16 protein-coding genes are annotated in these 25,616 nt (G+C 34.5%); 9 read left to right on the top strand and 7 right to left on the bottom strand.

The window, feature by feature from the left end:
• Positions 1 to 79: 79 nt before the first annotated feature.
• The gene (locus B5X64_RS08920) at positions 80 to 3,829 is read right to left on the bottom strand and encodes a T9SS type A sorting domain-containing protein (RefSeq protein WP_079464893.1); all 3,750 of its coding nucleotides are present in this window, start codon (positions 3,827 to 3,829) and stop codon (positions 80 to 82) included.
• 339 nt (positions 3,830 to 4,168) lie between these two features.
• A complete protein-coding gene (gene dnaE, locus B5X64_RS08915) occupies positions 4,169 to 8,839 on the bottom strand; it encodes a DNA polymerase III subunit alpha (protein ID WP_079464892.1) in 4,671 nt (1,556 codons plus the stop codon).
• Positions 8,840 to 9,077: 238 nt separating this feature from the next.
• Between dnaE and B5X64_RS08910 the strand changes: the two genes are divergently transcribed.
• The 3 genes from B5X64_RS08910 to B5X64_RS08900 all read left to right on the top strand — a co-directional run bounded on the left by B5X64_RS08910 (position 9,078) and on the right by B5X64_RS08900 (position 14,486).
• Entirely contained in the window at positions 9,078 to 11,210 is a 2,133-nt protein-coding gene (locus B5X64_RS08910) for a S8 family peptidase (RefSeq protein ID WP_079464891.1), read from the top strand.
• Between the two features lie 76 nt (positions 11,211 to 11,286).
• Positions 11,287 to 13,359, top strand: coding sequence for an alpha-ketoacid dehydrogenase subunit alpha/beta (locus tag B5X64_RS08905; protein WP_079464890.1), 2,073 nt, complete (start codon positions 11,287 to 11,289; stop codon positions 13,357 to 13,359).
• A gap of 95 nt (positions 13,360 to 13,454) precedes the next feature.
• Positions 13,455 to 14,486 (top strand): bestrophin family protein, encoded by a 1,032-nt coding sequence (locus B5X64_RS08900; RefSeq protein ID WP_079464889.1) that lies wholly within the window; start codon positions 13,455 to 13,457, stop codon positions 14,484 to 14,486.
• A 202-nt stretch (positions 14,487 to 14,688) separates the two neighbouring features.
• Here B5X64_RS08900 and B5X64_RS08895 read toward each other — a convergent pair whose 3' ends face one another.
• Positions 14,689 to 15,147, bottom strand: coding sequence for an Lrp/AsnC family transcriptional regulator (locus B5X64_RS08895; protein ID WP_079464888.1), 459 nt, complete (start codon positions 15,145 to 15,147; stop codon positions 14,689 to 14,691).
• Between the two features lie 145 nt (positions 15,148 to 15,292).
• Between B5X64_RS08895 and B5X64_RS08890 the strand changes: the two genes are divergently transcribed.
• The gene (locus B5X64_RS08890) at positions 15,293 to 16,522 is read left to right on the top strand and encodes an aminotransferase class I/II-fold pyridoxal phosphate-dependent enzyme (RefSeq protein WP_079464938.1); all 1,230 of its coding nucleotides are present in this window, start codon (positions 15,293 to 15,295) and stop codon (positions 16,520 to 16,522) included.
• 205 nt (positions 16,523 to 16,727) lie between these two features.
• Here the strand turns inward: B5X64_RS08890 and B5X64_RS08885 are convergent, their stop codons facing one another.
• Positions 16,728 to 17,780: a glycosyltransferase family 2 protein gene (locus B5X64_RS08885; RefSeq protein WP_079464887.1), complete on the bottom strand. Its 1,053-nt coding sequence runs from the start codon at positions 17,778 to 17,780 to the stop codon at positions 16,728 to 16,730.
• Positions 17,781 to 17,856: 76 nt separating this feature from the next.
• Between B5X64_RS08885 and B5X64_RS08880 the strand changes: the two genes are divergently transcribed.
• From B5X64_RS08880 to B5X64_RS08870, 3 genes are all read left to right on the top strand, one after another.
• Complete coding sequence (locus tag B5X64_RS08880; RefSeq protein ID WP_079464886.1) at positions 17,857 to 18,747, top strand: LysR substrate-binding domain-containing protein; 891 nt, start codon at positions 17,857 to 17,859, stop codon at positions 18,745 to 18,747.
• Between the two features lie 71 nt (positions 18,748 to 18,818).
• Complete coding sequence (locus B5X64_RS08875) at positions 18,819 to 19,757, top strand: YeiH family protein (protein ID WP_079464885.1); 939 nt, start codon at positions 18,819 to 18,821, stop codon at positions 19,755 to 19,757.
• A 416-nt stretch (positions 19,758 to 20,173) separates the two neighbouring features.
• Positions 20,174 to 20,521, top strand: a complete 348-nt coding sequence (locus B5X64_RS08870; protein ID WP_079464884.1) for a DUF1622 domain-containing protein — start codon at positions 20,174 to 20,176, stop codon at positions 20,519 to 20,521.
• 138 nt (positions 20,522 to 20,659) lie between these two features.
• Here B5X64_RS08870 and B5X64_RS08865 read toward each other — a convergent pair whose 3' ends face one another.
• Positions 20,660 to 21,058: a hypothetical protein gene (locus B5X64_RS08865; RefSeq protein WP_079464883.1), complete on the bottom strand. Its 399-nt coding sequence runs from the start codon at positions 21,056 to 21,058 to the stop codon at positions 20,660 to 20,662.
• A gap of 3 nt (positions 21,059 to 21,061) precedes the next feature.
• Positions 21,062 to 22,231, bottom strand: a complete 1,170-nt coding sequence (locus tag B5X64_RS08860; protein ID WP_079464882.1) for a THUMP domain-containing class I SAM-dependent RNA methyltransferase — start codon at positions 22,229 to 22,231, stop codon at positions 21,062 to 21,064.
• A gap of 121 nt (positions 22,232 to 22,352) precedes the next feature.
• Here B5X64_RS08860 and B5X64_RS08855 point away from each other — a divergent pair, with 121 nt between their 5' ends.
• Together B5X64_RS08855 and B5X64_RS08850 are read left to right on the top strand one after the other, a co-directional pair.
• Positions 22,353 to 23,078, top strand: a complete 726-nt coding sequence (locus B5X64_RS08855) for an SAM-dependent methyltransferase (protein WP_079464881.1) — start codon at positions 22,353 to 22,355, stop codon at positions 23,076 to 23,078.
• 273 nt (positions 23,079 to 23,351) lie between these two features.
• Positions 23,352 to 24,068 (top strand): ZIP family metal transporter, encoded by a 717-nt coding sequence (locus tag B5X64_RS08850; RefSeq protein WP_079464880.1) that lies wholly within the window; start codon positions 23,352 to 23,354, stop codon positions 24,066 to 24,068.
• Between the two features lie 75 nt (positions 24,069 to 24,143).
• Here the strand turns inward: B5X64_RS08850 and B5X64_RS08845 are convergent, their stop codons facing one another.
• Positions 24,144 to 25,589: an OmpP1/FadL family transporter gene (locus tag B5X64_RS08845; protein WP_079464879.1), complete on the bottom strand. Its 1,446-nt coding sequence runs from the start codon at positions 25,587 to 25,589 to the stop codon at positions 24,144 to 24,146.
• Positions 25,590 to 25,616: the final 27 nt, after the last annotated feature.

Genomic DNA, 25,616 nt, shown 5'->3' with positions numbered 1-25,616 from the left:
ATTTTCAACTTCATCACCTTAGTAATTAAAAAAAGAGGCTGATCAATCGACCAGCCTCTCTAAAGAAATTTAAAATAAATTATTTTTTAATTGCTTTTATAGTTTGCTTAGAACCATCTTTCATGTTCAGAACAACTAAATACATTCCTGAATTTAATCCTCCTAAATGAAGAGCAGACTCTGGCTTATCAAAAGTTTTAACCAATTTACCTGATATATCTACTACAGAAATAGATTTCACATTGCTTACATCTGAGATGTTAAGAATATCAGTGAATGGGTTTGGATAAACTTTGATGTTATTTTTATCAATTTTAATTTCAGCTGTTGCTAAATTTGTCCCTTCTTTTAAACTAACGTCATCAAGCAACACATTATCGTAAAAATATCCGTTTCCAGCAACATTTTTATCAACCACAAATCTCACTTGTATCGTTTTTCCAACATATGAACTAGGTAGAGCGATAGTCTCTGTTCTCCATGTTGCCGCATTAGAAGTACTTGTAAATACAGCTTGCCAAGTAGAGGTAGCTACATCCATCACTTCCACCGTCAACTTATTATTATCATAAGCAGGCTGACTTGTAGGATTCACTTCAGCACCATGATTTTTAAACCATCTGAATTCTAATGTAGGAACAGAAAGACCCGCTAGGTTTACCGTTGGTGAAACTAAAGTTACATCGTGTACACTTGCACCTGTATACGGATCAGATGCATCTACGTAAGCAAACTGACCGGCAGTATTATTTTGACCAGCAGCACTATAAGTAGTACCGTAATCTTGAGTAGAGCTACCAAATTGCCAAAGAGCATAACCTGTATTATTTGTACTGTATGTAGACCAACAATTAGCAAGACTTCCCGAATTGAAATTCTCAGTAAATGGTGCATTAAATGCCGTGCACAAAGTTTTGAACGTAGTAGAAGTTGACCATATACTCTTGTCATTTGCTCCACAAACTGATCTCACCCATACATAATAATTTGTTGCCGAAGCTAAACCTACCAAAGGAACTGAGGTCGAAGATGAAACCGTAGAATTACTAGAATTCAGTACAGTTGAAGTATTAGGAGCCACGTTAGAGGTGCTATAATAAACTTCATAACCATTACCAGGAACAACAGAAGGAGCACCCCACGATACACTTGCACCTGATGCTGTAATTGAAGCTAAAGCAACAGTTACAGAAGTAGGTTCAAAACAAGTAGGAGTAACATCGATATTAATATCATCCACATAAATCTGGTTCATGTCTTTAACAGAATATGCATTAAAACCAAAATAATACACGCCTGTTGAAGTTGGCGTAAAATCTACAAAGTTAGATGTAGCATTACCTAGTGTATAGAAACCATCTGTTGGATTGGCTGAGCTAATTGTTGTTCCAGCAGGAAGTGCCGGAGCACCAGTGGTAGTCTCATGAGCAGCAAGTACATTAGTCATTCCCGCTACAGTTGCAGCACTTCCATAAGCCACCTTTAACTTTTCTAAAAACTGATTTGTTCCCGAAGAATTAGCGTATTTATATTTAATTCTATAACTAACTCCAGCCGTTAAATTAATCCCTTGTGTAAAAAACCAAGTATTTGCAGCATTACTACTGTTATATGAATAGTTGAGCGCCTTACCAGTAAAACCTACACCTGTAGGGGCTGTTGCTGTCTTCCATGCATTTCCTGAACCCGCATTTAATACAGCAGTACAAAGCGGTAGAGAAGGAGTTGTTACACTTTCAAAATCTAATGTATAAGGTACATTTGTTGATGAACAAACCGTAGAGAAACTTCTTTCAGAACACCCAGAAGAAGCTTGAGTTCCGACATAACCAACAATTGTGTAATAGTATTGAGTAGAATTGTTTAATGGTGTAGGAAGCGTGTAAGTAAGAACATTACCAACATCAAATAAATTCAAAACATCAGTTCCTCCCGATGTAGTACCTATAGAAATTCTATAACCTGTTACGTTATTTACCGCAGCCCAAGTAAATGTTGGTGTTACAGATACTCCAGCCGCATTAGATGCAGGAGCACTCACCGTAGGACATAAAGTAAGCGTTGTAAAACTTCTTTCTGTACAACCCACCGAAGTAGCAGTTGCATTATAAGCATTAATGGTATAGAAATATTTCACACCATAAGCTAAGGATGTTGGTAGTGTATATGTTAAAACACTTCCTACATCTACATTATTCAAAATATTAGTAGCGCCTGCAGTGGTTCCAATAGAAATTCTATAGCCAGTAGCATCAGTATTTGCGGTCCAAGTAAAAGTAGGTGTTATTGAAACTCCAGTTGCATTAGAAGCCGGAGCAGTAACTGATGGACATAATGTTTTTGTTGTAAAATTTCTTTCAGTACAACCCATAGAAGCAATAGCACCATTATAAGCATTTACCGTATAAAAATATTTAGTGTTATAGCTTAAAGCAGTACCATTATAAATATAAGTTAAAACATTACCTACATCAACATTGTTTAAAATATCAGTCGCCCCTGCTGTAGTTCCGATAGAAATTCTATAGCCAGTAGCATCTGTATTTGCAGTCCAAGTAAAAGTAGGTGCTATCGAGACTCCAGTAGCACTAGAGGCTGGAGCAGTAACAGATGGACATAATGTTTTCGTTGTAAAATTTCTTTCACTACAACCCGTAGAGTTAGATGAAGCGCTATAAGAATTTAATGTATAATAATATTTAGTATTGTAATTTAATGTCGGTGCTTGAGCATATGTATAAGTTAATACATTCCCAAGATCAGAGTTATTCAAAATATCTGTAGCTCCAGCCGTTGTACCGATTGATAATTTATATCCTGTAGCTCCTGTAACGGCTGACCAAGTAAAAGCAGGAGTTAAAGACACCGCAGTAGCAGAACCAGTTGGTGCAGATACTGATGGACAAGGAATTACCACGGTTGTAAACATATTAGATGTACAACCTGTTGCCGATCCAATAGCATTTTTAGGATAAACAGTTAAGTAATATGATGAGCTGTATGCTAAAGCATTTGCAGCCGGCAGTGTATAAGTAAGCACATTTCCGACATTAGTAAGTGGCATTACATTTGCGCTTCCAGGTGTAGTTCCTATAGCAATTTCATAACTGCTAGCTAATGGGCTTTGTGACCAAGACAATGTAGGGGTAATAGAAACACTCGTTGAAGCATTAGCAGGGGCGCTTATTACAGAACAAGCCGGCGCAGTTGTCGCAACCAATCCTCCTAAAACTACTTTTGCTGTTACTGACCCTCTTGTACCAGAAGTTGGTGAAACAGGATTAGGATTAGTACTATCACTTCTAAGATAGATATTCATATCTGTCTGTCCTGTGCTTCCAAGCCAACTATAACTAGCATACCCAGGAGAATATTCGTGAATTGCCACTACTAAATTATCCGTATTATTATACGCAAAGGGAGTTGTTAGCGGTATTGTTAAATCTTGCCCACTAGTTGTTGGCATTGTTAATGTACCATCATAGACTAAAGTAAGGTTAGAAAGTGGCTCCCAGTCTGTAGCCGATCCAAATGTTGCCTTCGTTGTATGACCTATATACACTTTAAAACTACTATTAGCAGCCTGAGGTGTATTAGGTGTTGCGCCAGTAGATGTTGTAGGGATAGTACCCGCACTCGTAAAGTTTAGTGATGTTATTGTCCCCCCAACAGTTATTGAAGATTGGGGATAAATCATTTGCTGGTAAGAATATCCATAATTGGCATTCCACGGTACCACACCTGTGGTAGTATTACCGCTTCCTACAGTAATCTGCGCATCTACACTCATTCCCAGAGCTACCATGCACATCAATAAAAATTTTCTCATATTCAGTTGAATTAAAATTAGAGGCTAAAATTAATAAATATTAACATTACAATTCAAAAAAAATGTTAAATTTTTAAAAACAAACTAACAATAAAGCTAAATAAATGAAATATCTTTAAACAAACATTTAATTACACTGCACCACCACACCATTTAAAACAACCACAAACAACTCAACAACAATAACTTAACAAAATAAGCCAATCCCTAATTTAACAATAATAAATGCAATAAAAAAATACGGTCTAACAATGAAAATTTCAATTCAATAAAGAAATTCCATAAAAAAGTCGCAATCTGGTTTAGATTACGACTTTTAATATTATTAATCTGCGAATATCAATTCAAGTAAAACTCATATTTATTAAGAAGTTGAATATTCTTAATTAAATCTCCGTTAAGATTTACCGAATGTTTCATCGATTGAACTTCTATATGAGAATCATCTTCAATATTTTTAATGTAAAATTTAAACTTTTGATTTCCTTGATTTTCATTCAGAATATTTTTAAAGAAACTAAGGTCTTCACTTCGGAAATCCATCACATCCATAACCAAAGAGATACTTTTGGCAAATTTTTCAAAAGCTTCTTGCAATTCAATCACTTCATTCACGTTGACAAATACCCTACCGTCTTTTACCTGCGCAAATTTTATTTTTAAAATAACAAAACGCTGCACTTCGAGTTTTTCTTTTAGTTTCATATAATCGCGATCTCCCAGTCTGAAAGAATACGACCCCGAATAATCTTCTAAAGTAACAAAAGCCACTTTTTCGCCACTTCTAAAACCATCCTTTACAACATATTCTGTAATCAACCCTGCCACAGTATACTCTTTTCCGCCACCGCCGTTTTCTCTTTCTTTCTGCAGTGTTTTCCAGTCTTTCTTCTTTTCTTCAAACAATTCTTCCTGCTTATTGGCAAAAGCCTGTTCCTTATAAGCATCTACCTCATCGAGATTTAAAAATCCGAAAACACCTTTAGGCTCAGCTTTTTTGGTGACTTCTTCAATAACCATTTCTTCCTCACCCGCAACGATATCATCCGAAACTATTTCTATTAAATCTGCTACTTCATCTACAGAATCTTTTTCTAAAACAGGAGTATCGTCGGTGACCACTTTTGTTTCATCCTCTTTTTCCAAAACAGATTTTTTAGATAAACTGCCCTGCATAAATTGATACTGAAATTTAAACTCATCCAAAGGATGCGCAGAAAGATAAAACCCAATGGTTTCTTTTTCCTTATTTAATTTATGCATGTTTGGCCATTCCGGACAAGGTGCCAATTTGGGTTGCTCAATCTGAACCTCATCCGCGAAATCAGCAAAAAGAGAATACTCCATTTCGTTTTTACTCTCCTGAAAACTTTGTCCGTATCTTATTAATCGCTCCAAATTGGTTTTACCCGACATATCTATATCAAAATACTGACCTCTATGGAAAGAATCTAATTCGTCAAAAGCCCCTGCGACAACCAAACTTTCTGCCACTCTTTTATTCATTTGAGAAGGCAAAATCCGTTCAAAGAAATCATAAATATTTTTAAATCTTCCGTTGGTTCTTTCTTTGGTAATTCCTTCACTCGGACCTTCACCAATACCTTTTATTGCGCCCAACCCAAAACGAATCTGCCCTTTTTCATTTACAGAAAATTTATACTGCGATTCATTCACATCAGGTCCTAAAACATCCACCCCTATACTTTTACAATCTTCCATGAACATCGTAATAGATTCGGTATTGTTAATGTTGTTACTCATTACACTTGCCATATATTCTGCAGGATAATTAGCCTTTAAATATGCTGTTTGATAAGCAATTAACGCATAACAAGTGGAGTGAGATTTGTTGAAAGCATATTCTGCAAAGGCTTTCCAGTCATTCCATATTTTTTCTAATCTTTCTTCGTTAAGGTTGTTTTTTCTACCGCCTTCAATGAATTTAGGGTACATTTTGTTCAGAACCTCAATCTGTTTTTTACCCATTGCTTTTCTCAAAGTATCAGCTTCCCCCTTGGTAAAGTTGGCTAATTTTTGAGACAGCAACATTACCTGCTCCTGGTAAACCGTGATTCCATAGGTTTCTTGAAGATGTTCTTTGGTTTCTTCCAAATCATAAACAATTTCTTCAATCCCATGTTTTCTGTTGATAAAGTTTGGAATATATTTAATCGGACCTGGTCTGTATAACGCATTCATGGCAATTAAGTCGGCAAAAACCGTTGGTTTAAGCTCTCTCATGTATTTCTGCATTCCCGGACTTTCATATTGGAAAATTCCGACCGTTCTACCCTCTTTAAATAATTGATACGTTTTAGTATCATCCAATGGAATAGTATCTGGATTGATATCAACTCCATGTCTTGCTTTAATTATTTTTAAAGCATCTTTAATAATCGTCAATGTTCGAAGACCCAAAAAGTCCATCTTCAAAAGACCGGCACTTTCCGCCACTGAGTTATCAAATTGCGAGACCAAAATATCAGCATCTTTTGCAGCAATCGTTACCGGAATAATATTACTCACATCTTCAGGCGTAATAATTACTCCACAAGCGTGAATCCCTGTATTTCGTATACAGCCTTCCATCTTTTTTGCACTCGACAAAACGTTGTGACGTGCATCATCAGGTGTATTAAGAACATACTTCATCTCATCGACAAGCATCTGTTCTTCAGGTTTTAATTTATCGTATTTCGCTAATGCTTTAGCAATATTCATCCCCGGACTTGGGGGAATTAATTTTGTAATATTAATAGTATCCGGAATCGGCAGATCTAAAACCCTTCCTGCATCTTTAATCGCAGATTTGCCTCCCAAAACTGAGTATGTAATAATCTGCGCAACCTGATTTTTACCATATTTTTCAACAACCCATTTAATAATCTTATCTCGACCTTCATCATCAAAATCGATATCAATATCGGGCATCGAAACCCTTTCAGGATTTAAGAATCTCTCAAAAAGCAGATCATATTTAATAGGATCCACATTGGTGATCCCGGTACAATACGCGACTGCAGAACCAGCTGCGGAACCACGGCCAGGACCAACCCAAACTCCCATTTTTCTGGCTTCGTTACAGAAATCCTGTACAATTAAAAAGTAACCTGGGTAACCCGTATTGGCAACTACTTCAAGCTCGAAATCTAAACGTTCTTTGATTTCATCGGTAATTCCGGTTTCAACATATCTTTTTCTGGCTCCTTCATAGGTAAGATGCGTTAAATAAGCCATTTCACCACGTTTTCCGCCATCAATTTCGTCTTCCGCATGAATAAATTCTTCAGGAATATCAAATTTCGGAAGTAAAACGTCTCTTTTTAAAGTATAAGGTTTAAATTTTGCAGTAAACTCTTCATATGCATCAAACGCATCGGGATAAGCCAAAAAAGCTTCTTTTATCTCATGCGAATTTTTAATATAATATTCCTTCGTCCCCAAGCCTCGTCTTTTACCAAAACCTTTCCCAATGGGTGTTGTCTGCTTTTCACCATCTTTAATGCAGCTTACAATGTCCTGAATATTAGAATCATCTTTATTGGTATAATACGTTTGATTTTGTGCTAAAATTTTAACATTATATTTATCTGCAAAATGTAATAAAACATCATTCAAATGTTCTTCTTCAGGAAGTTGATGATTTTGAATCTGAACATAAAAATCATCCTCAAAAGTATCTTTCCACCATTTGAAAAGTTCTTCTCCTTTTTGTTCACCGGTATTTAAAATAGCATCAGGAATATCACCCATAATGCCAGAAGTAAGAGCAATTAAACCTTCTTTATATTCCGCAATCACCTCACGGCTAATCCTGGGGACTCCAAAATAAAATCCTTTAAGGAAACCAATACTTGAAAGCTTAGCTAAATTTTTATATCCATTAAAATCTTTCGCCAACAAAACCACCTGCGTTCTTCTGTCGGGATCGTCTTTTGTAAATTGTTTCTGTTCGTATCGATCTGAAATATAAAACTCACAACCTACAACGGGAATTAATGGTTCAGAAACAGGTTCACTTTCGTTGAATTCCGTTGCATTTTCTTCTGCCTCCTGTTTTTTTGTTAAAAATTCTTTGTGTTTTTTTGAACGATCGGAATTGGCAGATTCAACAGCAGAAACAAACTTAAAAGCTCCCATCATATTTCCCAAATCGACCATTCCGACCGCTGGAAAATTTTCTTCTGAAGCTTTCTTTATTAAGTCATTAATACTTGAAGTCGCCGTTAAAGTTGAAAAAACACTGTGATTATCAAAATTAAAATATCTTCCTAAATCAATATCATCAATACTTCCTACATCAGTCTGCTTTTTCTTATTATTAAAATCAGCAACCTGTCTCCTGATAACAATTCCAAAAGGCTTAATAGGATTTGGATGTAGCGTTTTAAAATATGCCAGCTGATCTTCAGAAGTTTTTAAAACCTCAGCAGGAATAATCCCGATACGCATCATTTCGAAGAAAACCTGAGCGGTCGCATTTACATCGGCTGCTGCGTTGTGCGCTTCGTCAAATTTGTGTCCATACAATTTTTCATATAACTCCTCTAGTTTAGGAGACTTATATCGACCTCCTCTTCCACCACCTAGCTGACAATAATTTGTCCCTAGAATCATGGTATCAGCTTTTGGCTTTTCCTGAAGGTTATCTTGAATGTTTTTTCTAAAAAATTCAGCACCTACAATATTGTAATCAAACTCAACATTGTGTCCGGAAACAACCCTTACCCTTTCTAAAACTTCAGCAAATTCATTTAAAATTTCTTCAAGATCGCGACCTTCTTCATTGGCAATTTTGGTAGTAATCCCATGAATTCTTGCGGCATTAAAGGGTATATCATATCCTTCCGGCTTTATAATATAATCCTGATTTTCTAATAGATTACCCTCATCATCATGCAATTGCCAAGCAATCTGCACCATTCTTGGCCAGTTGTCTGAATCTGATAATGGAGCGTTAAAATTTTTCGGTAAACCAGTGGTTTCGGTATCAAAAACTAAATACATGTAGCTTTTTTAAATTAAAAAGAGAATGTAAAGTTACTTCAATTTTTATAATTTTTCTAGATAAGTTTCAATAGCTGAAACTACTCGATTTTAAACATCACAAGAGGTGTCGTAAAAATTCTACTTTTAACATAGAAAGTAAATGTCTTTTTACTAATTTAATAATTCCATTCAAAAAAAATTATTAATTCATATATTTGCTATTCCTAGTCGTGTAATTAATTTTTTATAATCTATCATGAAAAAACATTTACTTTTAATTGGTACTTTAGCTTTTAGCTTAATAAGTGCACAAAACAATGATGCTTTAAAAAGAAGACTTGAATCGCAAAAACAAGAAAATAACAAAAAATTTGAATCTTACGTAGCTAAAAAATATGGAGCAGAAAAATCTCCTGAAATATTGAGAGAAATTGAGTCCCAGAAAGCTAACTTGGCAGGTTTTTACTTTGACCAACCCTATTTCTATCAAGAAGAAGATACAAGACAAGTTTCAAATTCAAATGCTGATGTTTTAAATGCTGGAACTGTTACTGGGCTATCGGGTTTATTTAATGGTGAAGGCATTAAGTATACTGTTTTTGATGGTGGAAGGGCGGCAGAAAACCATGAGGCATTTAACAACACTACAAATAATGTAGCTAGAATTAACAATAAAGAAACTACAAGTCAGCCATATTCTGACCATGCTACAGGTGTTTCTGGATTCATTGGTTCTAAGAGTGTAAATTTATCCACTGGAACACCACCTGTCTTTGTTGCTAACACTAAAGGTGTGGCTATCAACTCAATTATGGATAACTATAGGTTTGCCGAAACTACCTTGCCAGCTCCTAATAACTTAGCCCCAAGTACAGTATTTGATAAAATACTGATTGCTCAACCAAAAATCTCAAATCATTCATACGGCGTAAATTCTGGATGGAGCGAAACCAATAGTACGGTTTATCCTTATCCTGTTACAGGTTACTATTGGAATGGTGGTTATCAAAACGAAATCATATATGACTATAATGGGACATATTGGAGCAATGATTATAATTATGATGAAATTGTTTACAATAACCCATCATATATTATGGTAAAATCATCTGGTAACTATTTTGGAATGGGGCCAAATGCTTCTGCTGGTACAGCACCAAAATATTACAGAGGTTCAAATGGGTGGATTCAGTTTCCTGCAGCTGCAACTCTCCCTATAGATAACTGTGCACAAGGCTTTGATTGTATTGGTCCAGGTTCATTGGCGAAAAACATTATTGTAGTTGGTGCCACAAACATTATCTCCACTAATAACTTCAAATACACACAACCAAGTGATGTGATACGCTCATCTTACAGCAGCGCAGGACCTAGAGATGATGGCGGCATCAAACCTGATATTTCAACAGTAGGAACTAGTGTTTATTATCCTTCAACTGATTCTACTGGGGCAACAGGCTGGGCAGGAGGAAACGGTACATCTTTTTCAGCCCCTGTAGTTACCGGAATTATTGGATTATGGACGCAAATCAATAAACAGCTTTTCAATAATGCAGAACTAAATGCTTCTTCAGCTAAAACTTTAATGATTCATTCAGCTTCAGAGGCAGGGAATGTTGGACCAGACCCACATTTTGGATGGGGCTTTATCAATGCTCAAAAAGGTGCTGAGCTGTTAGTTGGAAAATCAAACAACTCAGTAATATTTAATAATGAAACTTTAACAAGTGGTGTTTTAAATAGTAAAACTGTCAAAGCTTCAGGTTCTGAGCCATTAAAAGTTACAATTTCTTGGATCGACCCTCAATTTAATTACCCAAGTCAGTTCATAAATGATGTTTACAATAATAGGGTATCAAGACTTGTCAATGATTTGGATTTAAGAATCATCGACACAACAACAAACACAATCTATTACCCTTGGAAACTTAATGCGGAAAGCCCTATGACACCGGCAACAAAAGGTGACAATACGGTAGACAATGTAGAACAAGTAGTTTTAAATAATCCTGTTGCAGGAAGAACTTACAGAATAGAAGTGACTAATAAAGGAACACTTGTTAACAATGCTGCAACTCCTATTTTAGCTCCTCAAAACTATTCAATAATTGTGACAGGATTTACTGAAGTTTTAGGAACAAAAGATGTAGCAAGTTCAACAAATGGAATTGTTATTGCGCCAACTCTTACTAAAGATGTGGTAAACATATTGAAAGCACCTAAAAGATCTAGCTACACCGTATATGATCTATCAGGTAAAAAATTACAGAATGGTGTAATTAATAGTGCTCAAGAAACAATTAGTTTATCTTCTTACACTAATGGTATCTATATCATTGAAGTAAAAACCGATAAAGACGTTATTTCTAAGAAAGTTATCAAAGAATAATTATAATTAAGATACAATTTTAAGCAAAACACTAACACTTGTTAGTGTTTTGTTTTTTTATGTATATTTGCTTCCTATGGAAAATACACTTCACGAGAAAGTTTCAAAAGATATTTTGCTTAAAGCGTACAATCACATGATGCTTGCAAAAGCCATGGCAGATATTTATGAAGAGAACAGAAATGTTACCAAATATGTTCATAGCACATCAAGAGGTCATGAAGCAATTCAGCTGGCAACGGCTTATCAATTAAAAAAAGAAGACTGGGTTTCGCCTTATTATAGAGACGAAAGTATTCTTTTGGGAATTGGTTTTGAACCTTATCAATTGATGTTGCAATTATTAGCAAAAGCTGACGATCCTTTTTCAGGAGGTAGATCTTATTATTCTCACCCTTCAAGCAGAGATGAAGACAAACCAAAAATCATTCATCAAAGTTCAGCAACAGGAATGCAGACCATTCCTACTGCGGGAGTTGCGCAAGGAATAAAATATATTCAGGATTTTAATTTACAAGAATTTGAAAACAATCCTGTTGTAGTTTGCAGTCTTGGAGACAATTCTGTAACAGAAGGTGAAGTGAGCGAGGCATTGCAATTTGCCGCTTTACATCAGCTTCCTATTATTTTCTTAGTTCAGGATAATGAATGGGGAATTTCGGTTACTAAAGAAGAAGCAAGAACTTGTGATGCCTATGATTTCGTAGCCGGATTTGAAGGTCTTGGAAGAATGCGAGTTGACGGAACCAATTTCGTTGAAAGCTTCGAAGTGATGAAAAAAGCTGTCGATTTTGTTAGAGCAGAAAGAAAACCTTTGGTTGTTTGTGCAAAAACAGTTTTGATTGGTCACCATACTTCCGGAGTGAGAAGAGAATTCTATAGAGATGAAGAAGATTTAACAAAGCACAGAGCGAAAGATCCAGGAGAAATCTTGAGAAATCAATTGCTGGAATCTGGTGTTGATGAAGAATTATTAAAACAAATCACTAAAAAAGCTCGTCTTGAAGCGGAAGAAGCTTTCGAAAGAGCTCAAAAAGCTGAAGATCCGAAGCCTGAAACAGTGATGCAACATATTTTTGCACCCACTCCTATTACAGAAGAAGTAGGAACTCGTGAGCCAGAAGGTGGAGAAAAAATTGTAATGGTAGATGCTGCCATTCATGCCATTCAGGAAATCATGTGGAAACATCCGGAAGCACTGTTGTACGGACAGGATGTTGGAGAAAGAATCGGTGGTGTTTTCCGTGAGACAGTAACTTTAGGTAAGAAATTCGGAAGCAAACGAGTTTTCAATACAGCAATTCAGGAAGCTTACATTATTGGTTCTACAACCGGAATGAGCGCAGTTGGTTTAAAACCGATTGTTGAGGTGCAATTTGCAGATTATATTTATCCGGGAATCAATCAGTTGATTACGGAAATTTCAAAATCTAGTTATTTAAGTCAGGGTAAATTTCCTGTTAGCAATATCATCCGTGTTCCAATCGGAGCTTACGGCGGTGGCGGACCTTATCACAGCGGAAGTGTAGAAAGTATTTTAGCGAATATTAAAGGAATTAAAATCGCTTATCCTAGCAACGCAGCCGATTTCAAAGGGTTATTAAAAGCCGCTTATTACGATCCGAATCCTGTCATAATGTTAGAGCATAAAGGTTTATATTGGAGCAAAGTTCCGGGAACCGAAGATGCAAAAACAATTGAGCCGGCTGAAGACTATATTTTACCATTCGGAAAAGGAAAAATAGTAATTGAAGCAGACGAAAAAGAAATCAAAAAAGGAAATACTGTAATTGTTATTACCTACGGAATGGGAGTTTATTGGGCTAAAGAAGCCGTGAAAAACTTTGGTGGAAAAGTTGAGGTAATTGATTTAAGAACCCTTATTCCTTTGGATGAAGAATTGGTTTTTGAAAGAGTAAAAGCACACGGAAAATGTATCGTTTTAACGGAAGAGCAACTCAACAATTCTTTCGCTGAAGCTTTTGCACACCGTATTTCTAAAAATTGTTTCAAATATCTTGATGCGCCGGTAGAAACGATGGGATCACTTGATACACCTGCAGTTCCAATCAATTTAGTTCTGGAAAAAGAAATGCTTCCAAATGCAGAAAAGCTTACGAAGAAAATTGATGAAATGCTGAAATATTAATTCAGACAAAAAATAAATAATAAGACCTCTAAAATTTTTAGAGGTTTTTTTGTACGGTTTTTGTTAACTTGGTTATACAAAATTTTATATTTAAAATGATCACTACAAAATACGTCAATTACAAACAGGTTCTCAACTTATCCGGATTTCACTTAATTTTAATTTCTGTTTGGTGTACTTTGATTGCTGTACTTTTTCACGTTTTTCATTGGGATTGGATGATTATTCCTTGGGTTCCGGTTGCGCTGATTGGTACAGCAGAAGCATTTTTGGTTGGTTTTAAAAATAATCAGGCGTATGACAGATTGTGGGAAGCTCGAAAAATATGGGGCGGAATTGTAAATTCAAGCCGTTCGTTTGCATCTATGGTTTATGCTTTTGATACCAACAATGAAAGTTTAGGAAAATTTGATATAGAAGATCGCAAAAAAAAGATTGTTCATCGTCACATTGCATGGCTGTATGCTTTTCGTGAACAGCTTTTGGTTCCTGCCGAATGGGAACATATTAAAGTAGAAGAAGAACATTTTAAAAATATAGATCACAAACGAAACCGATTGATAAAAGCTGGTTTTCCTGATTATGGAAGAACGCCGATTTTTCTCAATAAATATTTATCTGAAGAAGAAGCTGAGCTGCAGAGTCATTACAAAAATTTTGCAACGTATCTTATTGCTCAGCAATCGAAAGATGTAAATGAGCTAAAAAACATGGAAGCCATTTCAGAATTCAACCAGATACAATTACAAGACTGCCTTAATGAATTTTATACTTTGCAGGGGCAGGCTGAAAGAATTAAAAAATTCCCTTTACCTAGACAGTTTGCGAGTACCGCTTTTGTCTTTAATATCATTTTTATCATGTTATTGCCTTTAGGTTTGGTAAGCGAATTTGCCAAGCTCGGCGACTGGGGAATTTGGGCATCTATTCCTTTCTGTATTACGATTGGCTGGATTTATATTATTATGGAATTGGTGGGTGATTACTCTGAAAACCCTTTTGAGGGATTAATGTTTGATATTCCGATGCTTGCAATTTGCAGAAGTATAGAGGTAGACCTTTTACAAATGGGAGGTGACAACGATTTACCAGATGCGATTACTTCTAAAAATGGGGTTTTAGTTTAATTTAAATCATATTTTAAAACATCGAATTGTACGCAGCCCGACCTGAGTGGAGCTCTTTTTATAATTTTAGGAAAGGAAAATGCGAGGGAAATTGTAAAAAAGCGGGAACAGAGGGCATAAATGAGAAAAAAGCGAAGGCTTTTATCGAAGTTTACGAACGAAGTTCTAAGCTGCTCTAAATAAAATCAACGTAAAGCTTTGCTTACAGAATAATTTTGGTCGTATTTTTCACCTCAGAGATCGTAAAAGAGCTATGCGTACTTGCAATATGTTGCAAAGTTGTGAGTTTGGTCAACATAAAGTTTCTGTAATCATCCATATCTTTCAAACTTATTTTCAAAATATAATCGTAATCGCCGCTTACATGGAAGCATTCGGTGACCTCCTGTAGATTCATCACTTCTTTTTCAAACTGCATCACATATTCTTTTTTGTGCTGCGTTAATTTTACATGGCATAAAATCAAAAACTTCCTGTCAATTTTTGTTTTGTCTACCAATGCAACATATTTGGAAATTACACCAGAGTTTTCAAGCTTTCTGATGCGCTCATAAACTGCGGTTACCGAAAGACCTAGCTTGTAAGACAGCTCTTTGGTAGTTTGTTTACAGTCTTCCTGTAAATATTGCAACAGTTTTTTATCGGTTTCATCAAAAGTCATAGATAATATTTTACTAAAATTTAGAATAAAGCAAATATAACCAACTTATATTCTACTAAAATAATATTTAATAGTTTTATTTTCTAAATATTTAAATTATAGTTGTTATATGCATCGGAAATATTCATTTTTAAAACAAAAAAATATGAACCATTTCAATGCAGCAAATGAGATACAGGATCTTCAGTATTTCGGTGAATTCGGAGGCGTAAATCCGTCAATTTCGGATAGTTCAACATACACTTTTCTTTCAGCGAAAACAATGTTTGACACTTTCGAAGGAAATGCGGAAGGTTGTTATCTATATTCAAGACATTCCTCACCGATGAACCTTTACCTTTCTGAGGCTTTGGCAAAAATGGAAAATACCGAAGCTGCCAATGTTACCGCTTCAGGAATGGGAGCGATCACTTCTGTTTTGATGCAGGTTTGCAAATCGGGTGACCATATTATTTCAAGCAGAACAATTTACGGCGGAACGTATGCTTTTATGAAAAATTTTCTGCCGCCATTTCAAATTGAAACTTCATTTGTAGATATCAATAATTTTGAATCTATAGAAAATGCGATTAACGAAAACACAAAGATTATATATTGCGAAAGTGTAAGCAATCCTCTTTTGGAAGTTGCCGACCTTAGGAAACTTTCGGAAATCTGCAAAAGGCATAACCTAAAACTTATTGTAGACAACACTTTCTCTCCACTTACCATCTCTCCTACTCTTTTGGGAGCAGATATTGTAATTCACAGTTTAACCAAATTCATCAACGGAAGCAGCGATACCGTGGGTGGAGTTTATTGTGGAAGCCAAGAATTCATTAATGACACTAAAAATGTAAACAACGGAGCGTGTATGCTTTTGGGTCCTACAATGGACAGTTTCCGCTCAGCAAGTATTCTTAAAAATTTAAGAACGCTTCATATCAGAATGAAACAGCACAGTCACAATGCTTTATTTTTAGCTGAAAGATTTGAGAAAAATGGTTTAAAAGTCTCTTACCCAGGTTTGAAGTCTCACAAAAATCATGATTTAATGAAAAGTATGATGCATGAAGAATTCGGATTTGGAGGATTGCTGACTTTAGATGCCGGAACAACCGATAAAGCCAACGAACTGATGGAAATGATGCAGCAGGAAAATCTGGGCTATTTAGCGGTAAGTTTAGGCTTTTACAAAACATTATTCTCATGCTCCGGAAGCTCAACTTCATCGGAAATTCCCGAAGAGGAACGTGAAGCAATGGGAATTTCTGACGGATTAATAAGATTCTCAATCGGTCTCGATCACGATATTGAACGTACCTACGAAAAGATGAAAGAATGCATGCTCAAAACAGGCGTTCTAAACCATGAAACCATTTCATCCATATTCTAATTATTGTATAAAAGCTGTCAAAATTTTGGCAGCTTTTATTATTTTTTTGGAAAATTTTAAATATCTATTTTAAAAAGAAAAGAAGAATCAACAAGTCAATTTGATGAAAATATATTTTCAAGCTTAGCGAAGCAAATTTATTTGCCTTTGCCTCTTAAAATCATAGATCATCCATATAAACCTTTGCGTTAAAAAAGATAAAAATTTAAATCTTATGAAAATGTTTAGGAAATGCATCCTCAGGTTTCATTTTTAAAACATTTAATAAAATCCAGGATTTTAAGAAACCATACCCATAAGAAAACATTTGAATATACGTTGAAATCACTGCCATTGCGCCAATTGCAATATTTTTAGTAACTATTGTAGCATGAATCAAAACCATGAAGGTGTACAATCCGAAAAGAGACAGAATAAAACCTTTTTCTAAAATAAAATATTCAATAAATCCGAAAACGTAACCAAGAAAAAACAACGTCGGAAAAGCAAAAGAAATTTTCACATAATTAGGATGTCTTTGATTAAGAATCGGTCTTGCGCAACCGAATTGATAGACTTGTTTTGAAAATTTCCCGAAGTCTACCCTTCTTTTGTGATACACCGCAATGTCATCAAAAAAAGCGGTTGTAAAGCCATTTTCCCAAAGTGTCATCGACAAATCTGGGTCTTCACCTATTCTCATCTCCGAAAACCCACCTACTTTTTCGAAAACGTCTTTTTTAACTCCCATATTAAAACTTCTGGGTTGAAATTTTGAAACGGCTTTTTTACTTCCTCTAATTCCCCCAGTTGTAAAAACAGAAGTCATAGAATAGGAAATCGCTTTCTGCATCAGATTAAAACCTTTATGCGCTTTATCGGCTCCCCCAAAAGCATCACAAGGAATGGTAAGAATATCGTTTTTAATATTTTCAATATAATCTTTCTCTACAATCACATCACTGTCTACAAAAACCAACCAATCATTTGCCGCTCTTTTAGCACCGTAATTTCTTGATAAACCAGGTCCTGAATTGTCTTTTCTGAAATATTTTATGTTTAAAATTTCTTCAAATTGATGAATCGTAGGTTTCAAATCAATCAAAGAACCATCATCAACAATAATTACCTCAAAGTCTTTATCAGTCTGAGAATTGAGTGAATTAAGAAGCTCAAAAAGTTCGTCTTTTCGGTTAAAAATAGCAACAACGATGGAGATAGTAGGTTTCAAATTGTAGGTCGTAATATTGTTTAGAAAATCGTTCTCAAAAATAACCATTTGTACAGCAGTGTGCAAATGTAGAATTGAATTGTTAGTCAAAAACAAAAATTAGTTACTTTTATAAAAAAATTTCATGTCCGATTTTCGACTAAAAGTTTTGCTGGAAGTAAAAAAACATCTGAATTTCTCTAAAGCTTCAGAAGCCCTGTTCATCACTCAACCCGCGGTAAGTAAACATATCAAGACTCTGGAAGATGAGTTGGGGGTTCAGCTATTTGAACGAACGAAACAAGGCGTGAAATTAACGTTGGAAGGTGAAAAATATTCGGCTTTTGCAGAAGAAATCCTGAATCTTTACGAAGAAGGAAAATTCGTCATGAATCAGGTTAATAATAAATACGAAGGAACGCTTAAAATTGGTGCAAGTACGACTATTGCACAATATATTCTTCCGAAAATCTTAGCACAATTTGCTTCACAACACAAAGGAATTGAGATCACTTTATTCAACAATAATACGGAAGAAATTGAAAATTTACTGATTCAAAAAAAAATTGATGTCGGATTTATTGAAGGAGTTTCCGGAAAACCACAACTGAAATATGCAGAGATTGGAAAAGACGAATTGGTTTGTACCGTGAGCACCAATCACCATTTAGCAGAAAAAAACAGCTGTACTATTGAAGACATTTTACAGTTTCCATGGGTTTTCCGCGAACAAGGTTCCGGAAGTCTCGATATTTTGAATATCTATTTAAAACAAAGTGGAGTCAGCAAAAAAGACATACACACAGAAGCTTATCTTGGAAGTACCGAAAGCATAAAATCGTATTTGAAAGTATCAGATTGCATTGGTTTTGTATCCGTTTATTCTATCACTGACGAAATTATCGCCGGAAAACTGAAAATTTTAGATATTGATAATCTGGAAATGTTGCGTTCTTTCTATTCTGTAGAACTTCATGGTTCTTTAAAAAATATTCCCAACTTGTTTTTGAAGTTTTTAAGCAATAACATAAAGTAATAATATATAATATTTTATCATAACTGAATGTGATTTAGTTTTCTGAATTTTGTAAAAAGAAATTCATCGTTATGATAAAAAATATTTCACCTTCGCTCAGAAAATTTATTTTTCTTTTCGCTGCATTTATTTGCGTTCTTCCTTTTATGGATGCTCCTTTAGCATTGGTATTAGGGTTTTTGGTGTCTTTATTAATTCAACATCCATTCAAAGAATATCAAGGGAAAATCACGAGTTTTTTGTTACAATTTTCTGTGGTTGGTTTAGGATTCGGAATGAATATTCACGAAGCACTAAAAGCCGGGAAAGAAGGATTCATATTTACAGTTGCATCCATATTTCTCACATTAACCGCAGGAATTCTTATCGGGAAATTTTTGAAAATACGGAAAAATACTTCTACCCTAATTTCCGCAGGGACTGCAATTTGTGGCGGAAGTGCGATTGCTGCTATTGCACCGGTTATAAAAGCTGACGAAAACGAAACGTCTGTTTCTTTGGCAACTATCTTTGCGCTCAATTCTATTGCTTTGTTTTTATTTCCTTTTTTGGGGCACCTTTTAAGTATGGATCAGCATCAGTTTGGTCTTTGGTGTGCCGTTGCAATCCATGACACGAGCTCGGTTGTAGGAGCATCTTCAAAATTTGGGAATGAAGCTTTGAAAATTGCGACTACGGTAAAACTAGAACGTGCGCTTTGGATTATTCCTATAAGTTTGCTTTTTGCATTTATCAATAAAAAGAATGGAACGGGTAAAATAAAAATCCCCTATTTCATTTTTCTGTTTGTACTGGCAATTGTAGCAAGCTCTTACATCCCAGCTGTGGAAGCTATTTCAGGGAACATCGTTTTTCTTGCCAAAAAAGGTTTAACGCTTACTTTATTTTTGATTGGTTCAAATATGAGCATCACGGCACTGAAAGCTGTTGGAATAAAACCTTTGATTCAGGGTGTGTTGCTGTGGGCGCTTATTTCTGTGGGAAGTTTGCTGGTTATTTTGTGGATGTAAACTCTTTTGACCAATCTCTCAATCACTCTAGTTATCAATCATTTAATCAAATATTTTATACAGCATTATAAATTAATATGATTTAGAAAATTTCATCCCCCAGATTTATTTTAGTATTTCTAAATTTTTATAAGTTAAACTTGTTTAAACTTTTTATTTAATCACAAAAGAGGCAAAAGATTTAAATACTTTTATCTAAAGTTGATAAGTACAAAGAAAAAAGCACACAAAAATCTTTAAAAATCTTTGATTTTTTAGTCTTTTGAGAACTTTGATTATCTAATAATAGCTTTATAATTATCTTTTGTTCCTTTTGTGGTTAAATTTCAAATTAGTTTAAACAGCTTTGTTAATTGATACTTAATTTTTATTAATAAAATTGCTAACTTAATTCTCTCTTAAAAGTTTACATCAAAATGGAAGAAGTTAAAATTTATATAGATTATGTCGCCAGAATTATTGAAGTTATCGGGGTACTTACCATTTTCGCCGGAGCAGTAATTGCTTTGGTAAAGTATATATTTTCTATCCAGAGCGCCAATCCCAGATCTTACAAAATACTAAAACAGGAATTGGGAAAAGCAATTTTATTAGGTCTTGAGATCCTTGTTGCAGGAGATATTATCGCAACAGTGGTGACTGAACCTACGATAGATCGACTTTTAGCTTTAGGATTAATTGTGCTCATTCGTACTTTTCTGAGCATCTCTATTCAAGTTGAAGTAGAAGGTAAATTTCCCTGGCAGAAAAAAGAAGAAATTTAACTGTTTTATTTAAAATATTTGGGCAGAAAACCTTCCGAAGTAGCCAAATTGTATTTCGTTATTGACAGATTATTCTTTTTAAAGCACATATTATTCAACAAGAAAGAAAGAAAGAAAGAAAGAAAGAAAAATTATTTTCTACAAGAAAACTCCTGATTTATAATACATAAACAGTACAAAAGAAATGACCAGCAAAATCACCGAACCGTTAAAAAAAATAAATTTAAAAAGACTTTTAAAATAAAAAAGCCCGAGCTGATAAAGCGAGAAAAACAAGACGAATGAAATAAGAAAACCGATGAGAGTACAAATCAATACAGTTTGTACATAATTTTCTTTCGGTAAAGAATCTTTGAAAACAATAAAATAAAGAATGGAAGCGATCAAAAGAAAGCTTCCACCCCATAATTCTGTTGTGTATTTTGATTTTTTTGAAGACTTTTTAGTGACTGCAGATTTTGAAGATGAATTTTTAGAAAAATCCAAAGTCAACAAATCTACAAGCGCATCCAAACCATCAAAAATATTAAAAGGCATATTTTAGTCTTCTTTATTTTCTAATTTATGAATTTTTTTCGTTCCTTCATACATTTCATACTGTAAAAATCTTGTTTCCAGTTTTCCGTTGAAAAGTTTTATTTTTCTTGAAGGTCGAAGTCCAATTTTCTTTACCGCTTCTAAGTCTGAAGAAATCAGCCAAGCTAAAGTATTTGGATAACTTGTTTTGAAAGTATCTCCTATTTTCTTGTAAAAATCGTCATCATTAATAGAAATTCTCTCATCGTAAGGCGGGTTGAAAACCATCAACAAAGGGAATAAATCTTTCTTGGTATCAAAGAAATTCTCTCTTCTTACTTCGATGATGTCTTCCATTTCTGCAGATTCTATGTTGGCTTCAGCAGCATTCAACATTCTGCCATCAATATCGTACCCTACGATTTTACCGGTGAATTCTCTCACACGATTGATTCTTACTTCTTTTATTTTTGAAAATAAATCAGCATCATAATTTTTCCAGTTTTGGAAACCAAACCTTTTTCTGAAGGTCTGAGCCGGAAGGTCTAACGCAATCATTGCCGCTTCAATTAAAAGAGTTCCTGAACCGCACATTGGGTCAAGGAAGTTTCCTTTTCCGTCCCAACCTGCTAACTGTAGCATTCCGCTAGCTAAAACTTCGTTAATTGGTGCTTCACCCTGCTCTCTTCTATATCCTCTTTTAAACAGCGCATCACCTGACGAGTCTAATGAAATGGTCACCAATTCTCTGTCGATATGCAAATGAAATTTGATGTCCGGAGATCTCGTTTCGATACTTGGTCTTTTCCCGTATTTATTTTGAAAATAATCTACAATGGCATCCTTCATTTTAAAGGTCATAAACTGAGAATGACTGAATCTTTCTGAGTTTACCGTAGAATCGATGGCAAAAGTCTGATCAACATCCATAAACTGATCCCATTCAAATTTGAAAAGTTTATCGTAATATTTGCTTTCGTTATAAGCCTTAAATTCATCAATCGGAACCAAAACTTTTAATGCCGTTCTTGCAGAATAATTAATTTTATATAAAAAGCCCAAATCACCTTCACAGTTAACTGCACGATTTTTAAGCTCTACATTTTTTCCACCTAGTTTTTTAACTTCCTCAGCAAGAATAGGTTCTAATCCGAAGAATGTTTTTATCTGAATTTTTAGATTTTCTGTATCCATTTTGCAAAAATAGTGATTTTTGGTTGATAGATGATTGTTGTTGGTTGATGGTTTTCAAGTTATTAATGATTTCTATCAATTATAAACCAAAAACCAACAACTAAATCCTTATTTTTGCATTATGGAATGGTTTGAATCGTGGTTTGATACCCCTTATTATCACTTATTATACAGCAACAGAGATTATACCGAAGCTGAAAATTTCATTGCAAAACTCACCTCTGAGTTAGAGCTTCCTCCATCTGCAAAAATTATTGATCTCGCTTGTGGAAAGGGAAGACACTCGGTTTTTCTTAATAAATTGGGTTATGATGTTCTAGGTTTGGATCTTTCGAGACAAAGTATTGAGCATAATAAACAGTTTGAAAACCAAACGTTGATTTTTGATGTTCACGATATGCGAAACCCTATTGATCACGATCCTGTAGATGCAGTTTTTAATCTTTTTACAAGCTTCGGATATTTTGATAATGAAGAAGATGATAAAAATGTTTTTAAATCGGTTTGCAATGCTTTGAAAAAAGACGGTTATTTTGTTTTGGATTATCTGAACGAAGAGTTTGTACGAAACACTTTAGTTCCGGAAACAACAATTACTAGAGGAGAAATTGATTTTAAAATTTCTAAAAAAATAGAAGACAGACATATTATTAAAAATATAAGATTTAAGGCAGACGGAAAGTCTCATCATTTCTTTGAGAAAGTAAAACTTCACACTTTAGAAACTATTAAAAACTATGCTGAAGAAAGCGGTTTTGAAAGAGTAAAAATTTGGGGAAATTATCAATTGAATGATTTTGATAAAAATATTTCGCCACGTTGCATCAATTTATTTAAGAAAAAATAAATCAAAAAATTGCACTTGGAATGGTGACCAATATATTATTTACAATATTAACATTAATCTCAATATTTAGTGGAATTAAATTCGGATATTTTCATAGCCATACTCCTCCATTGCCATTTGTTATCTCCAGTTTATTATTAATTCTTGGAATATTTTTAATTTTTCTCAAAAAATTTTTATTTAAAAATAGAACTAATTTTAAGATGCATCTCATCATTACAATTGTGAATCTAATTATTGTTTTATATTGCTTATCACCCCTTTTTAATTAATATGATTTTTATTCTCCTTATATTAAGTGTCGTTGCCGGGGTTTTACTCGGTAAATATTTTGGACAAAAAGAAAAATTCTCCAAAAATTTATTGATTTTAAGTGCCGGATTTTTAATTACCATTTGTTTAAATGAAGTTTTTCCACAGGTTTATGCTTCAGACATTGGTAATCTTGGAATTTTCGTCATTGCCGGCGTTTTATTGCAAATGATCCTTGAAGCTTTAACAAAAGGTTTCGAACATGGGCATTTTCACCATCATGGGGAAAGTAATATTCTTCCGATGGCATTAATGGTCGGGTTATTCATTCATGCATTTATTGAAGGAATTCCTTTAGCGAATGAAACAAATCCGTTTTCACCTTATTTATTGGGGATTTTGTTTCACAACTTGCCTATTTCGTTTATTTTAGGAGCATTTTTATTTAACAGAACGGGTTCTAAAGCATCTTACCCATCGCTATTAATTGTGGCTTTATTTGCTTTGGCATCGCCGTTTGGAATGCTTTTAGGAAATTATTTTAACCCAGATTGGCAACCTTACTTCTTAGCCATTGTAGGTGGAATTTTCCTGCATATTTCTTCTGTTATTATTTTTGAAAGCAATAAAAATCACAACATTGACTGGGCTAAAATAGGTTTGGTTATTTTGGGAGTTTCATTGGCTTTAATGATGCATTTATTTCATGATCATTCTCATGTAGGACATCATCATTAAATTTAATTTTAAGATAAATAAAAAGGCTTCGAGAAATTTTTCCCGAAGCCTTTTTTATATTTTAGAAATAGTATTTTAGAATTTCCAACCTACAGTTAGAAAGAAATTATTTCTGATATTCTTAACGTCTGAAACGGCAGAAGTAGGCGTTAAAACGTCAAAATCACTTGAATAATATCCTGTACTTACTACAGTTCCATTTCTAACGACTTCATTTCCGCTTAAGAAAGGATTTTTGTATTCTGAGCTTATATTCTGATACGCTGCATCAACATAGAATTTACCGAAGTCATATCCTAAACCTGCACCAATCGTATTTCTTGCTCCTAAAATCAAGTCGCTGTAATTATTATCTCCCGCTACTCCACTGTTTGAAAACGAATTGATCGTCATTGCATCAAACGGACTTGAAGCGTAAGAATAACCACCTCTCAATCTGAAAGCTTTAATTCTGTATTCCGCTCCAACTTTTATTTCTGATGAGTTTTTGTATGAATCATTAAAGAATGAGTTTAGTTCCCTTTCTGCCTCCCCTTGAACTTTATATTTAGGCTTCGTTACTCCTAAAGTATAATCTACATTAATTGCAAAATTCTTTGTAGGAACAAATGCACCACTAAAAGTAGCTTTCATAGGCGATCTGAACGACCTGTCTTCAGTAAAGTGATCAAGATAGATTAATCCATCAGTTCCTGTATAATAGTCTGTATAGATTCTATCCATGTTCCACCAAGTAGGAGTTTCTATTGAAGCTCCCAATCTTAATTGATTGGTGATCTTACCAATAACCCCTACTGTTGCTGAAAAACCATTTGATTTTTCAGAAAACGGAGTATATTGTTTATCAAACGAATAGATAGTATTGTCTAAGTCTAACCCAAAATTGGCACTGTCATACTGCTCCAAATCTGCATAATGCATATTAAGACTTGCCCCAAGATATAAAGAGTTGTTGTAATTGGCACCTACTCCCAAATTAAATTTGGTTTGTGTACCATACCTATTGTAAGCATGTCCCAAATAAGCAAGATTACCTACTACAGGATTTCCTGAACCATCAACAAGATTTTTAGGAATTGACACATTGGTATTTCCTCCAGTTTCCACATAGTTTTCAATCGATTGTGTAGAAATACTTGCTCCCAAATTAATAAATTTCCATGGAGACTCTGTCATCAACTGAAAAGCAGCAACACCGCTCGCATTCCCGATATTTCCTTTAGTAATATTATAATTAACTGAAGATCCAGCTAAAGTACTTGTATTTTTATTATCAGTAATTGACAAAGTTGCGGAAACATCACCTGCAATTGCAACACCTAAACCAGCCGGGTTAGTAAGCAATGCTGTAGCATCACCTCCTAAAGCTCCGTTAGATCCCACCATTGCATTAAACTTTGATGACCCAACCATTGGTGTGTTTGAATAAACATCAATTGAATTTCTTATCGTTGATATATCCTGAGCCTGCAAATAGAATGCTGCAGTCACACCCATTAATACTAGAGATTTTTTTAACATTATTTTTTTAATAGTTATTAAGTTTAA

Origin of the sequence: Chryseobacterium balustinum (genome assembly GCF_900168205.1) — a bacterium.
Taxonomy (GTDB): domain Bacteria; phylum Bacteroidota; class Bacteroidia; order Flavobacteriales; family Weeksellaceae; genus Chryseobacterium; species Chryseobacterium balustinum.
The sequence above is the reverse complement of the archived record's forward strand: the minus strand, read 5'-3'. Positions and strand labels throughout refer to the sequence as shown.